Here is a 13145-nt window from a genome sequence, read left to right on the forward strand (position 1 = left end):
GGCTTCGATCTGGCAAACACCCGCCATGTGCGCTTCTAAAGTGCCAGGATACGGACATGCCCGAGCACGTCGACCCAGTCACCGGCCGCCGCATCGTCCGATGCTTCATCTACGCCCGCATCAGCGAGGACCGCGAAGGCGCCGGCCTCGGCGTCGAGCGGCAGATCGAGGACTGCCACACCCTCGCGGCCCAGCTCTCCAACTCTGATGTCGAGTACCGCGTCGTCCGCCCCTTCAAGGACAACGACCTCTCGGCATACAGCGGCAAGCCCCGCCCCGACTACATCGCCATGCTTCAGGCCCTCCGCGACGGTGAAGGTGACTGCGTTCTTGCGTGGCACACCGACCGCCTCCACCGCTCCCCGGCCGAGCTGGAGGAGTACATCAACGTCTGCGAGCCGAAGGGCATCGACACCCGCACCGTCAAGGCCGGGCACCTGGACCTCACCACGGCCACGGGCCGGATGATCGCCCGCCAACTCGGTGTCCAGGCGCGCTACGAGATCGAGCGCATGATCGAACGGCAACGCCGGAAGCGCGATCAGATGGCCGAGCGCGGCGAGTACTTTGGCGGCCGGCGCCCGTTCGGGTACGAACCCGACGGCATCACTCCGAGGTCGCTGCACTGCCCGCGGTGCGACGAGGACAAGGCCGACGGCTTCCTGAGTGTCCGTCTGTGCCTCTCGTGCGGGGAAGAGGGCGACTTCCTTCGGAACCGCGCCTGTCAGGCCTGTAGCGCCCGACAGGGCTTCACCGTGGAGTGTTTCTGCCGCAAGTGCAGTACCCAGGCCAACATCGCCCCTGAGTCCGAGGCCGCCCTCGTCGAATCGGCCGTGGACTTGCTGCTGGCTGGCGCGACCCTGAACTCCGTGGCGGCCCGGTGGAACGAGGACGGAATCCTCACCAGCACTGGAGTCAAGTGGGCGGGCGCAGAGGTCCGGTCCATGGTCCTGCGGCCCCGGAATGCAGGCATCCTCGTGCATCGTGGGAAGGAGGCTGGCCGCGGCGGGTGGAAGGCGCTGGTTGACGAGCCGAAATGGCGGAGCGTCGTGGCGCTCCTGAAAGACGAGTCGCGGCGCACCACGACCGGCAGCGCGCGCCGGCACCTGGGCAGCACGCTCTACGTCTGCGGGGTCCACGGCGGGAGCCTGCGCATCGCCACTGGCGGCGAACATCACCGACGGCTGGGGATCCCCTCATACACCTGCCGCGTCAGCAAGCACATCATGCGCCGTGTCGACCTCCTCGACGACTACGTCCAGCTAGCCGTGCTGGAGCGTGTGAGTCGGCCCGATGCTGCTGATCTGCTTGCCGCCCGAGAGGACCCGGTGGATGTGCGCGGTGCCCAGCGGGACATGCGCGAGGCGCGCGAGATGCTGACCGATCTCGCAGCTGCCCTGGGTAGCGGCGAGATGGACATGCTGGAGTGGCGCGCTGCCTCGAAGGCGGCAAAGCAGCGTCTTGCGGATGCCGAGAAGGTGCTGTCCGCTGCTGTGAAGGTAAACCCGGTAGTCGGACTGGTAGGCGCCGAAGACCCGGAAGCCATGTGGAACGCGCTCGACCTTGGGCGGCAGCGGGCGGTGATCGACTACCTGATGACGGTGGTGGTGCTTCCTGCCAGGAGGGGGCGCATGCCAGGGGGCGGGTACTGGGATCCGGACGCAGTTCGCATCGACTGGAAGTGACAGCGCCCCCGCCGAAGCGAGGGCGCTGCCTGGCCTCTCCCTGTCGCCTGGGGGGCAGGACTGGGAGGGCCAGCTGTGGAATTCCGTATTCCGGAATCGAGGGGACTCTATCCGCGATGCGACCGTTTGGGTACTGACGCAAGATCGTTAGCCGCTCAGCGTGGGCGACGTGCCAGCTCGAAGAACACCCCTGCCCGAATCAGTCCTTCGCCGCCGTACTGCCCTGGGAGACCGTCTCCGCGAGCTTCGTACAGCGGCCGGCCTTTCGCAGGACCAGCTGGCTGACCGGATCGGCATGGAACGCCGCAGCGTCCAACGGTACGAACGCGGCGAACGCGACCCCCGCTTCACCGAACTCCTCCTCATCGCCGACGCGCTCGGTATCCCCGTGGAGGAACTGGTGCGGTAGCCCCGGCTGGGGGACGGTCCAGCCGGGGCACGTCCTGCTCGCGGACGATCGGCGTGCCACCCGCGAGCAGGAGTTCAGGGGCGGGGACTCCGAGCCCACGCGAGTTGGCGTTGGAGCGGGCTGTCCCGCTGGTCGTCCATCGTGGTCACGCGCCGCATGCGCGGCCCGCATTCCGCCGGGTCGGCATGCCAGTAGGTAGGAACGTGCGCGCCGGACGCGGCATCGACTTCGAAGTCGCGCGCCTGGCCGGTGATCAGGTCCCCGCAGTAGTCGCAGCGTTTCATCGCCGCCCCTTCCGTCCGTGGCAGCGGCAGTCGCAGCGGATGACGAGCGCGACCCGGCCGCAGCTGGTAAGCACGGGGCCCGCGTCACACCACTCGTGCTCGCCAAGCCGGCACACGCCCCGGATCTGTTCCTCGGCGTCCTTCTTCATCGCGGCCGCCCGGGCGCCGGCTCGTCAACGAACAGGTACAGCGGGCGTACTCCGCGCGCGGCCGCGCACTTCTGGTGGGCGTAGATGTGAGCGCCGCCAGCCTCATTGCGCAGGGTGCGGATGCATGCGTCGGCTTCAGGCTTCGGACAATACGTGCAGTGGCGGACTGGTGGCCTTCTGAGAATGGGCATCGTTGTGTCTTTCCGACCCGACTCGGACAGTGACATCCCCAGAGTGGGTGGGGTCTGCCCCGGATCCGATACACAGGCTGTATATCGCGGCGTATCGTCACCTCATGGGTCGGGAACTCTGGGCCGATGTGCGCCTACGTGCCGCATGGGTCCGCGGCGACTGGGGCGCGCTACTCCGCGAGTACCGGCGTGCCGCTGGCGGAATGACGCAGGTAGAACTGGAGCGCCTGACCGGCCTACCACAGCCCCACATCTCCGCCATTGAGTCGGGCCGCCGACAGGTGAAGACCGCCGAGGTTCAGGACCGCATCGTGCAGGCGCTCCAGGTTCCGCACGAACTGACTGGCGCCACTGAGAGGGCCGTGGACGAGTGGGCGCCGTCAGCCGACCTTGCCGCCCGCCTCGCCCACGCGCATGCCACGGGCCGCGTCGACCTTCGTACGGCCGACCGGATCGGCAAGGTCCTGGCCCAGCACCGACGCGATGAGGACGCGGACAGCGGTACACCGCTCTGGCCCGTCGTACAGTCCCAGCTCGATACGGTCACGCGGCTCCTGCCCGATACCTCCGGCAACACCGCCGACCGGCTGCTGCTCCTCGCCGCCGAACATGCGCACTGGCTCTCCTGGGTTGCCTGGACTGAGCAGCAACACGGGTCCGCACGCTCGTGGCTCGACCTTGCGCACGGGTGGGCGGTGGATGGCGGGCATGCGGACATGGCGTCCTGGGTCCTGCGGGTCCGCTCGTACTACACGCTGAAACTGGGGGACCCGGTCCGGGCGTTGCGGACGGCGGAAGCCGCGCGCGGGGCATCAGGACTGTCGCCGGGGGCAGCGTCGGCCGCGACACAGCAGGTGGCCATTGCGGCCGCAGCGGTCGGCGAGCGGGACCGGGCGCGGCGGCTCGCAGACGAGGCGCTCGCACTCGCCCTGCGCGTCCCGAATGAGGCCGACCGGCCGGGCTGGCTGTACTTCCTCAACGAAGCTCGCGCGCGGCTTCATGCCGCGACGGTGGCTTACGCGTGCCGGGACTGGGCGGCTGCCGCCGACGGATTCCGTGACGCGCTGCCCGGCCTCGAGGGCTTCCCGAGGGATCATGCGCACTATGCGGCCCGGCTGGCTGACGCTGAGCAGCGAAGCTAAGGCGCGTCGACGATCTCGGCCCTCGTGATGATTGGGTGGGCGCCGGGTGCAAGCTTCGGCCGGAGTGCGGCCCCGAGCTCCTCGTAGCGGGGCAGGTACCGCTGCATCTCGCCCGCGATGACCCCGGCTTCCTCCGGGTCCGACGCCTCGACTACGTCGGTGTGGGTCTCCAGGTCGGCCGGTTCGTAGTCGTCGGGTCCAGCGCCTGCGGGTAGGACCTTGTAGGTGACGCGGTACGTGGTGGTCATGGCCCGGATCGTAGCGAGGCCCAGTGACAGCGGCGCCCCCGAGGGTCGGGCCTCGGGGGCGAGCACCGCCAGCGTAGCGGGCCTGAGCGCTGCCGGTCCCGGATACGACGAAGCCGCCCCCTCCGCCCGAAGGCGAAGGGGGCGTGGCCTGCTCGGAGCATCACTTTGCGGCCATCCGCAAAGTGATCACGGGTGCTACTTCACCAGGACGTTGACGAGCCAGCCGCTGGCCGGGACCGCGAGGAGCCCGATCCCGATAGCCGTCCATCCCAGCTTCTCCACGGCAGCCAGCCGCGGGCCGTGCGTGGCCGACGCTTCGGCCTTCGCCTCCAGGGCGTCGACGCGCTCCTCAACCCGCTTCATCGTGTCGCGCTGCTCGGCCTGCGCCCGTTCGTTCTGGTCCGTCCGCTGCAAGGTGAGGTCGAGCCGACCCGACACCTCAGCGAACCCAGTCCTGATCTCGCCGCGCATTTCCGCCAGTTCGACCGCTACCTGCGTGGACTCGGACGGCGTCACGAGCGCTGCCGGGGCACCCACCCGACGGTGGACTGGTCGCCGATCAGGGAGCCGACCGCGGCCTTCACCACGGACAGGGCAGCCGGGACGGCGGCGATCGCGGCGGCCTTGACCGCGCCGAGGTTGGTGAGGTCGAAGCCGTCCGCGAGGAGCAGGCCGAGGAAGGCCACGGCGTACGTACCGACGGTGCGCTCGACGGTGTCGAGGAGGAGACGGTTCATGGGGGTGCCTTTCAGCGGGTGGTCTTGGGGACGCGGAGGGCGTTCCAGGAGGTGGGGCCGGGGATGCCGTTGGCGTCGGAGCCGCGGAATCCGAGCTTGTGCTGCCACTTCGCGTAGCTGCGGCGGTCGGCCTCGGTCCAGCGGGGCCCGGGCCCGGACCGGTACGAGGAGCAGCCCTCGGCGACGAGGCGCCGGCCCATGGCGGTGATGATCGGGGAGGTCTTGCCCTTGGTGAAGAACGAGGCGCCGGGGAAGGGCTCCAGGGCGGGACGCGTCGGCGGGGCCGGGACCGGCCGCGACGGCGCCGGGGTGAGATCCTTGCCGAGGCGGGTTTGTACGCGGGTCCGCATGGTCGGCATGCCGAAACCCTTGGGGTCGCTCTTCCAGTCGGACCACTCCAGGTGACCGATGACGGAGCGGGCGCCCCAGCCGTGCGCGCGGCACAGGGCGGCGGAGACGCGCTCGATGGCGAGCAGCTGCTCGGCCGGCCACGGGTCGGTGCCGTTGCCGAGGTTGACGCACTCGAACCCGTAAAAGCGGGAGTTGCCGTCGACGGCGCCTGGGCTGCCCTGGTGGACGCGGGGCGCCGGGGGCCGGTCGTCGTAGGTCTCGGTGATGACGGCCTGGAGGACGGCCGGGTCGCCGCCGCCCGCGTGGTTCGCGCGGCCGGAGCCGACGAGGTGGACGGTTCCGTCCTTCGCGATGACGCCGTGGCAGAGGGGGCCGGGGAGGCCCTCGTAGCCGTTGAAGCACAGCGCGACCGATGAGGCCGTGCCGGAGCTCACGGTGTGGTGGATCATCACCCCGTTCACCGGCCCCCAGGAGCCGGCCTGATTGCGGTTGTGGGTGCGCCAGCCGGGGTGTTCGACGACGGTGACGCCCTCGGCGCGCAGCGCGGCAACGAACCGGTCTGCGGGGAGGGGAGTGGCCATGAGGACCTCCAGGTATGACGAACGCCCCGGCCATCAGGCTCGGGGCGGGCGGGCGTGAACAAAGCCCAGGGGGTGTTCTCGGGATCAGGTGAGTGAGACGCGGGTGATTCCCAGGGTGGCGGCGACAGCGACGGAGACGGCGGCCTGGGTGTTGAGGTAGAGCTCGATGTAACCGCCGGCGGCGAGGGTGACGGTTCCGCTCACGGTCGACTGCATGTTGCCCCCGCTGCCACGCTGGGTACCGACGCGGGCCCCAGTGGCGGGGGTGGAGAGGCCGTTGGGCCGAATCTCGCCCCGCCCGTCGAATGTGGAGAGAGCGCCGGTCCAGATGATGCCGCCATGCAGGAGGTAGACGCCGGCGCTGGGGGCGACGAGCCGGGTGGGCTGGCCGATGGTCCACATGGATGCGTGGTTACTGCTGAGGGCGCTGGAGAAGCTGCACGCGGTGTACGTGCCGCCACCGGACGGAATGGAGAAGGTGGGGTTGTAGACCTGAATGTGGGGAGCGACGAGGCCATTGATCGTGTCGGCCGTGATGGTCTGTCCGGGCAGCACTACGGGGTCTGGCACGGCACCTCCTTACAGGGCGTAAACAACGGGTCGGGCGAGGGCGACGGGGGCTCCGGCGGCGTGGCTCTTGACGATCCCGTTGGCGGAACGGACCACGGTGAACGTCTGCGGCGAGGTGCTGCTTGTGACGCCGGTGAGGGTCATCTCCTCACCGCCGATGACGATCGGGCAGGGGAATTCGGCCGGTGTCGTGGTCCACGCCAGGCCAGCGGTGGTGGTGACGGAGAACGATGTCGCCGTGGAGTTGATCCCGGCAGTGAGCTGGGAGCCGCTGGTGTCGGCCTTGCCGAGGGTGGGCGAGTCGTAGACGCCGACGCGCCAGGGGCCGGCTGGGGTGCAGTTGAGCACCATGTCCCAGGTGTACAGGTCGAGGACCTGGCTCCAGCCCTGGACGATCAGGTCGATCGGCCCGGGCGGTAGCCATGGGGGCAGGTCGGTGATCTGGATGCGGTCGCCGACGGTGAGGTTGAGCGTGGCGGGGATGAGGTGGGGTGCGGCGTGGAGCATGAGGCGCACGGTGGGGTAGCGGGCCTCGTCCCAGGTGCCGAGGTGCAGACGCCAGGCGGCGATCTGCTCGGGCTGGGAGTCGTCGGCGACGTTGAGCGTGACTGATTCGTCGTAGACGCCGATGCCGTTCGGTGGGGCGGCCGTTGACATGGGGCCGGTCTCCTGGACGGCGCGGGCTGAGGAGCCGCGCTCCCGGGTGACGGTGATGTCGTTGCGGCTCTTCTGGTCGTCGTCGGTCGGCTCCAGCGGCGGCCCGATCTCGCCGTCAGCGGTGTAGCTGAGGGTGAGCCGCGGGGTTTGGTTGTAGAGGCTTCGCCTGTCGCGGTACGCGAGGGATGCGTCGGTCTTGGACTCGTAGAGGATGCCTCCGTCAGCGTCGGCGCAGTCCTGGAGCAGGGTCAGGAGGTCGGCGGGGCGCTGGGAGCCGAGGGCTGTGGAGGGGACGGCTGGGTCGGTGTAGACCGTGGCGGAGACGGTCCGGCTCTCCTCGGTGGCGAGGCGAGCGATGCGGGCGGTGGCAGTCTCGCCGGTGAATCCATGGTCGGCTGAGTCGTAGGCGCTGGCGATGACGGCGGCCGGGAAGACGGTGATGTGGCCTACGTGGATGTCCGGGAGACCGGGGCCGAATTGGGTATCGATCTGGGTGACGGCGCCGACGGTCCCGGCGATGCTGCCGGGGATCGAGGTGGTTGCGCCGCCACCGATGCGGGTCCAGGCGATGGTGTACGCGATGTTCCCGCCGGACTGCTGGGCGGTGAATTCGAGCCGGTGCCAGTCACCGCTGAGGGCGCCGGTGATGGGGCCAATCGCGGAGTCGAGGTAGAGGGTGCCGGCAGCGTCGTAGCCGAGCAGGTGGACACCGCTGGTGCCCATGGTGATGCGCCATCGGCGGATCGTTCCTGTCGCGGTCCAGGACAGCATTTCCTGTTCGGCGACGGGCGGGGTGCCGTCGACGCGGTAGATCATGCACAGGGCCCAGGTGGTGGACGCGGACGAGGGGACGCGGCCGCGCATGGAGCCGCCGGGTGCGACGGTGGGCAGGACGTCCGAGCCGCCGAGGGTGTCGTCCTGTGCAAAGTTCCAGCCCGAGACGGCGAGCGCGGCTCCGCCGGCCAGGGGCGAGTAGGCCTGTGTGGCGCCGTTGGCGTCCTCGCACGGCCAGTAGGCGAGCGGGGTGTAGGAGGGCAGGCGCCGCCGCAGCGTCGAGTCGAGCGCTTTGGTCCCCTGGCCGAGGCGGCGCAGCGTTCCCGCGGCCTCGACGGACGTCCACACGTCTTTCCCGGAGACGTCCCAGCGGGTGGGCCAGGACGAGATTTCTCCGTCGAAGAGCAGGTGCCGGTTGCTGATGCTCCCGTTGAGGGCCATCGTCCAGACCTTGCCGGTGGAGTCGGTGACCGACGGGGCGCCAGGTGTCTGGGCGGTGAAGTCGGGGTTGGCGACGGCAGTGCCGTTGATGCCGTTGCGGAGCTCGAAAGCGTGGATCTGGCCGGTGGGCTTGGTGTACGCGAGGTTGGTGGCGTCGCCGACCACGAGGGCCGTGGTCGAGTTGTAGATGGAGGTGACGCCGGTGCCGGTGACCGGGTCACCGAGCTGGGTCCATGGCCCCGCGATCGTCTCGGCGGTGTAGAACACGACTGTCCACCCGCCGGCGCCGTTGTTGACGTCGAGGGTGGTGCGCCAGGCCATGCGGCGGGACGGCGGGAGCGCGGGTACGGCCGTGCTCTGGGCGCTGAGGGTGGCCGTGCCGTCGGTTGACCACTCCAGGTAGATCCGGCCGACACGCTCCTGGAGCATCCATGACCGTTGGTTGCCGGCCGTGTGGAACTTCCCCGCGAGGTCTGTCGGCTGCGTTCCGGACGGGGTCACCCACCGGTCGAGGGTGGCGTCGAGGCGGATGTCAATGTCGCCAGTGACATCGAGCGCGGCCGTGTCCGGGGTCGTGGCACCGGAGTTGTTCTGCCCGGTGACGTTGAGGTAGCTGGCCCCCGCCCGGACAGCGAGCCGCACCGGAGTGTTGCGCCCGATGAGCCCGAAGTAGGGGCTCATCGGGTTGCGCGGGGAGTACTTGCCCAGCCTGTTGTTGAACTGGATGCTCGCCTTGGAGGGGTTGGTGCGCACGCTCTCCTCCGAGCGCCCGCACTCGGTCCCGATCGGGGACCGGGTGTAGGCGTCGGCGGTGACATCGGTCCAGGTGCCGCCGATCTGGAGCTCGACATCCACATCGAGTGGTGTCTGCGGGAACGCCACAGTGAACTCCTCTCTACTGCCCGAAGGCCATTTGGACGTTGCCGCGACCCTCGACGCGGACGATCTTCTGGAGGAACGTGCGGGTCGCGGAGTCGCCGCCGGTCGTCTCCAGCCGCACGACGACAACCCCTCCAGATCCGGCGCCCTGATGCAGAAGCGGGGCGGCCGGTGCCATCTGCTGCCCGGTGAGCAGTCCTGCCGAGGACGGCGGAACCTGGGCAAGGGTGGCCATCGAGCGGGCGACGGCGGGACGGCCGTCGTCGATGCCCCGGATGAGGCCGGCGGGGATCCACTGGCCGAGCATCGCCATCACCCGCGAGGGCGATCGGATCCCGAGTGCCTTCTTGATCGCTTTCTGCATGGAGGTGGCGATCGTCAGCATCTGCTTCTCGATCGCCGCTTGCTCCTTCTGGAGCCCCTTGACGAGGCCCTGAGCGGCCTGGATGCCAGCCCCGTACATCGCGTCCCCGGCGACGTTGCCTGCGGTCCCGGCGGCGGCGACGAGCTGCTTCTGCGTGGAGTTGATCTGGGCGATCTGCCCGGACGACGCGGACGCGAGCGCGGCGGCCGCGGCGCCGCCCTGCTCGGCGCCGGCCTGAGCGATCTGCGCGATCAGGTCGGCGCGGATGCCCTTCTTCCTCAGGGTGGCGAGCTGGGCTGCGAAGGCCTTGGCCTTGGCCAACTGCTGGTTGAGGTTCGCCCAGATGCTGGTGGTGGTGGTGCCGCCCTGGTCGCCCATCTGTGTGATGTTCGCGGCGTCGAGGATGCCCTGCTTCACGCTCGCGGCGAGCTCGTTGCGGGCCTTGATCTGGTCCTGGAGCCACTTGTTGGCGGTCTTCAGTTTGGTCGCGACGGCCGCCTCGCGGTTCGCGAGCGCGACCAGCTGCTTCGTGCCGGTGTCGATCCGCTTCAGGGCGGCGCTGCGGTTCTTCCCCGGGGCGAGGGAGTCGCGGACGATGTCGGCAAGCTTGGTTGCCGCGGCCCGGACCTGCTGTGCGGAGCCGGTAAGGCCGATGACGAGGCCGCGCGCGACCCACCGACCCTGTGCCTTGGTCACCTTCGAGGGGCTCGCGATGCCGAGGGCCTTGGCAATGGGGCCCGGGATCACGGCCCGGGCGAACGACATGACCTTGTCGCGGATCCAGCCACCCATGGACTCAATGCCGGAGGCCAGACCGCGCACGACGTCGCGTCCCTTGTCGACGAGGAGCGACTTGAGGCTGCCGACGGCGGAGCCGATCCGGCCCGGCAGACCGCGCAGCCAGACGATCAGTTCGGCCATCTTGCGGATGGCCCAGTCCTTCATCTTGCCGAAGAAGTCGCCGACCATCTTGGGTAGCCGGCCCAGCCATGCGATGGCGGCGAAGATGTTCTGGATGGCGCCCTGGATCTTCTTCCAGACCCAGTCCCAGGCCTTGGCGGTGAAGGCTTTGATCTTGTCCCAGTTGAGGATGATCAGCACGACCAAAGCGATCACGGCGGCGATGACCCAGCCGATCGGGCCCATGGCGATCAGCCACTGTGCGGCCATGACGGCGGCCCAGGCGACGGCGCGGGCGGCCATCATCACGAACTGCGCGGCCGCGGTAACGGCGGTCCGCACGACAGCGGCGAGCCATGTGCCCATCGCGGTAAGGGCCGACCCAACCCAGGCGGCCGCAGTGGTTGCGGCAGAGACGACGGCGCCCGCGGCGATCCGCGCATACATGGCCAGACCGATCGCGTTCATCCGGATCCAGTTGCCCATGACGGTCCAGCACGACGCAGAGATGATCATGTGTGCGCCAGAGACGATGGCGGCGATGGCGGTGTACGCCATCATCGCGCCCTTGACGGCCAGGACAGTGACCGCGAGGCCCGTGAATGCCCACCCGAGGGGGACGACGACGGCCTGATTGTCCATGGCGAACTGGGCTACCTTGCCACCTACTTCGCCGAGTTGAGCCATGGCGCCGCGCTTGAACTTCTCCAGGGCTCTGGTGCCGTTGTTCTCAAGGGTCTCGGCCAAGCGGCCTGTCGCGCCCGCAGCCTTGTCCATGCCGCCGGCGGCTGCAGCGGTTGCAGGGTCGAGGGCGTACAGGGCGTCGCCCATGATGTTCGCGGGGTCGCCGAACAGGGCGGCCGCAGCGTTGAGCCGGACGGTCTTGTCCTCGGTGCCGCGCAAGGCGTCCATGGTCATCTGGAGGGCCTTCTGTGCGCTGGTTCCACCCTCGCGCATGAGCCTGCCGACGGTCTTACTCGACAGGCCGATGGACTTGTACGCGTCGTCGACGGCCTTGCCGCCCTTGAGGGCGCTCTCGCCGAAGATGCCGATCGCGTCGGCGACCTGATCGGCGTCGCGGGCGCCGGACGCGAGCGCCTGGGTGAGGAGCCCCGTGGCGGTCTTTCCGTCCAGGCCGATGCGGCGCCACTGTGTGGAGTACTCGTTGAGCGTTTCGAGGTAGTCGCCCGACTTGTCAGCGGCGCCCTGGAGGCCGACGGTGATGATGTCGAGGGCCTCGTCGACGTTCTTCGCCAGGCCCGTGCGCACGAGCTGGCCGGCGGCGGCCGTCGCCATGGCGAGGTCCTCGTCGAACGCCTCGGCGACCGCCAGGACCTTCTTGGTGACGCCCTCGAGGCCGCCCTCGGCCTCGGAGGTGTCGCCGATGTTCTTGTAGACCCCGCGGATCGCTTCGTTCACTGTTGCCGTGGAGTCGCCCCAGGCCTCCTTGTAGACCTTCGCGGAGACCTGCGCGAGGGCGGCGGCCTCGGCCGGGCCCGCGCCGAGCTGCGCGGCGAGCTTGTCGCCGGCGGCCTCCATGTCCATCGCGGTCACGACGCTTGCGCCGAGCGCGGCCGCGAATCCGGCGCCGATCCCGGCGGCGGCGGTGTTGAACCGCTCGCCCATCGCGCTGACTTCTCCGCTGGCGCGGTCCCTGGCGACGAGGTTGAACACGAGGGAGGTATCCGACACGACGGAGTCACCCCCTTCGCATCTTCTCCTCGGCCTCGTCCATGGAGGCCTTGTAAGCGTCGAGCCAGTCGAGGACCCGGTCGGTCTGCTCGACAGTCATCAGGTCCCACTGCCACGGCTTGATGCCGAGGAGGTGGGCGGCGTTGCCGGTCTGCCTCAGTCGGCGATCGGCAGCGTCGCTTTTCCCTCCGCCTCGGTGTCGTCGAAGGCGTCCTCGATGTCCTTGTCGAGGGCCTCCAGAGCGGCCGCCCGCTCGGCGCCGTGCGTGCTCGAAGCGACCTTCTCCCGCATTTCGATGAGCTCCTGGCGGGAGTACTCCAGGGTCAGTTCGTCCCAGGCGAAGTCGACGTCGTCGAACTTGGTCTTGGGGTGGTCGCGGCGCAGGAAGGTGTAGAGCAGCGCGCGGCGGCAGAGGCTGTTCCCCTGGAGGATGGCGGTGGTGAAGTCGCTGAAGTTCCGGCCGGTGCGGCGCTCCAGGTCCTCGCGCTCGATGGACATGAGCTTGCGCGGGTTGTAGCGCCAGCGGGTCGGCGCGTCCTGGCCCTCGGGCTGGTAGACGAGAAACACGGGTGTTGCTCCTATCCGATACGGGATGCGAGGCGGCGGGCCATGTCCGACATGGCTTGCTCGACGGCGTCTTTGGCGTTGGGCCCGACGCCCTGCATGGCGTGGTCGAACCAGTCGACCTTGCCGTGCTGGGTGACCCAGGAGTCCTCGCGGCCGTAGACGAGGTGACGCCAGCCCCTCGCCCTGTTGGTGCGCTTGGGGGCGTTGGGGAAGTGGCGGATGTTCTTGGTCTTGAACGCCTTCACGCGGGCGCCGGACCAGCGGCCGCCGAGCTTGACCTCGGGCCGGATCTTCCGGGCGATGGAGGAGCGCAGCCCGGGGGCGGTGCCGGGGCCGGCCGAGGACATGGCCATGATCTTGGATTTGGCCTCGGCGGCCGCGGGCTTGAGGGCCTCGCGCATGTTCTTCGCCAGGTCTTTGCGGAGTTCCTTGCCGTCGGCCTCGGCGCGGATCGCGCGGGTGAGCGCGGCCAGGCCCTCGTGGGTCTCGATGCGGAGCTCGAACGGCAAGCCGTTGCTGGCCAT

12 protein-coding genes are annotated in these 13145 nt (G+C 69.4%); 3 read left to right on the forward strand and 9 right to left on the reverse strand.

Annotated features, from left to right (window positions below):
- The first annotated feature begins 56 nt into the window (after window positions 1-56).
- The 3 genes from ACWFR1_RS34005 to ACWFR1_RS34015 all read left to right on the forward strand — a co-directional run bounded on the left by ACWFR1_RS34005 (window position 57) and on the right by ACWFR1_RS34015 (window position 3860).
- Window positions 57-1685, forward strand: coding sequence for a recombinase family protein (locus ACWFR1_RS34005; RefSeq protein ID WP_453558099.1), 1629 nt, complete (start codon window positions 57-59; stop codon window positions 1683-1685).
- Between the two features lie 169 nt (window positions 1686-1854).
- Window positions 1855-2094, forward strand: coding sequence for a helix-turn-helix transcriptional regulator (locus tag ACWFR1_RS34010; protein WP_453558102.1), 240 nt, complete (start codon window positions 1855-1857; stop codon window positions 2092-2094).
- Window positions 2095-2822: 728 nt separating this feature from the next.
- A complete protein-coding gene (locus ACWFR1_RS34015) occupies window positions 2823-3860 on the forward strand; it encodes a helix-turn-helix domain-containing protein (protein ID WP_453558105.1) in 1038 nt (345 codons plus the stop codon).
- Here the strand turns inward: ACWFR1_RS34015 and ACWFR1_RS34020 are convergent.
- From ACWFR1_RS34020 to ACWFR1_RS34060, 9 genes are all read right to left on the reverse strand, one after another.
- Window positions 3857-4108, reverse strand: coding sequence for a hypothetical protein (locus tag ACWFR1_RS34020; RefSeq protein WP_453558108.1), 252 nt, complete (start codon window positions 4106-4108; stop codon window positions 3857-3859). The genes ACWFR1_RS34015 and ACWFR1_RS34020 overlap by 4 nt on opposite strands.
- A gap of 195 nt (window positions 4109-4303) precedes the next feature.
- Window positions 4304-4624, reverse strand: a complete 321-nt coding sequence (locus ACWFR1_RS34025; protein ID WP_453558111.1) for a hypothetical protein — start codon at window positions 4622-4624, stop codon at window positions 4304-4306.
- The gene (locus tag ACWFR1_RS34030; protein WP_453558114.1) at window positions 4621-4845 is read right to left on the reverse strand and encodes a holin; all 225 of its coding nucleotides are present in this window, start codon (window positions 4843-4845) and stop codon (window positions 4621-4623) included. The genes ACWFR1_RS34025 and ACWFR1_RS34030 overlap by 4 nt, the downstream gene beginning before the upstream one ends.
- A gap of 11 nt (window positions 4846-4856) precedes the next feature.
- Window positions 4857-5777, reverse strand: coding sequence for a peptidoglycan-binding protein (locus ACWFR1_RS34035; RefSeq protein ID WP_453558117.1), 921 nt, complete (start codon window positions 5775-5777; stop codon window positions 4857-4859).
- Between the two features lie 84 nt (window positions 5778-5861).
- The gene (locus ACWFR1_RS34040; protein ID WP_453558119.1) at window positions 5862-6347 is read right to left on the reverse strand and encodes a hypothetical protein; all 486 of its coding nucleotides are present in this window, start codon (window positions 6345-6347) and stop codon (window positions 5862-5864) included.
- A 9-nt stretch (window positions 6348-6356) separates the two neighbouring features.
- Window positions 6357-9101, reverse strand: coding sequence for a hypothetical protein (locus ACWFR1_RS34045; RefSeq protein ID WP_453558122.1), 2745 nt, complete (start codon window positions 9099-9101; stop codon window positions 6357-6359).
- A gap of 13 nt (window positions 9102-9114) precedes the next feature.
- Entirely contained in the window at window positions 9115-12054 is a 2940-nt protein-coding gene (locus tag ACWFR1_RS34050; protein WP_453558125.1) for a phage tail tape measure protein, read from the reverse strand.
- A gap of 156 nt (window positions 12055-12210) precedes the next feature.
- Window positions 12211-12621 (reverse strand): hypothetical protein, encoded by a 411-nt coding sequence (locus ACWFR1_RS34055; protein ID WP_453558128.1) that lies wholly within the window; start codon window positions 12619-12621, stop codon window positions 12211-12213.
- Between the two features lie 11 nt (window positions 12622-12632).
- Window positions 12633-13145: a hypothetical protein gene (locus ACWFR1_RS34060; protein WP_453558131.1), complete on the reverse strand. Its 513-nt coding sequence runs from the start codon at window positions 13143-13145 to the stop codon at window positions 12633-12635.

This window comes from Streptomyces sp. NPDC055103 (assembly GCF_053607625.1).

Excerpts from the sequence above, each read along its gene's own strand:
- ACWFR1_RS34005 (WP_453558099.1), top strand. The coding sequence starts at position 57 with ATGCCCGAGCACGTCGACCCAGTCACCGGCCGCCGCATCGTCCGATGC.
- ACWFR1_RS34015 (WP_453558105.1), top strand. The coding sequence starts at position 2,823 with ATGGGTCGGGAACTCTGGGCCGATGTGCGCCTACGTGCCGCATGGGTC.
- ACWFR1_RS34020 (WP_453558108.1), bottom strand. The coding sequence starts at position 4,108 with ATGACCACCACGTACCGCGTCACCTACAAGGTCCTACCCGCAGGCGCT.
- ACWFR1_RS34030 (WP_453558114.1), bottom strand. The coding sequence starts at position 4,845 with ATGAACCGTCTCCTCCTCGACACCGTCGAGCGCACCGTCGGTACGTAC.
- ACWFR1_RS34035 (WP_453558117.1), bottom strand. The coding sequence starts at position 5,777 with ATGGCCACTCCCCTCCCCGCAGACCGGTTCGTTGCCGCGCTGCGCGCC.
- ACWFR1_RS34060 (WP_453558131.1), bottom strand. The coding sequence starts at position 13,145 with ATGGCCAGCAACGGCTTGCCGTTCGAGCTCCGCATCGAGACCCACGAG.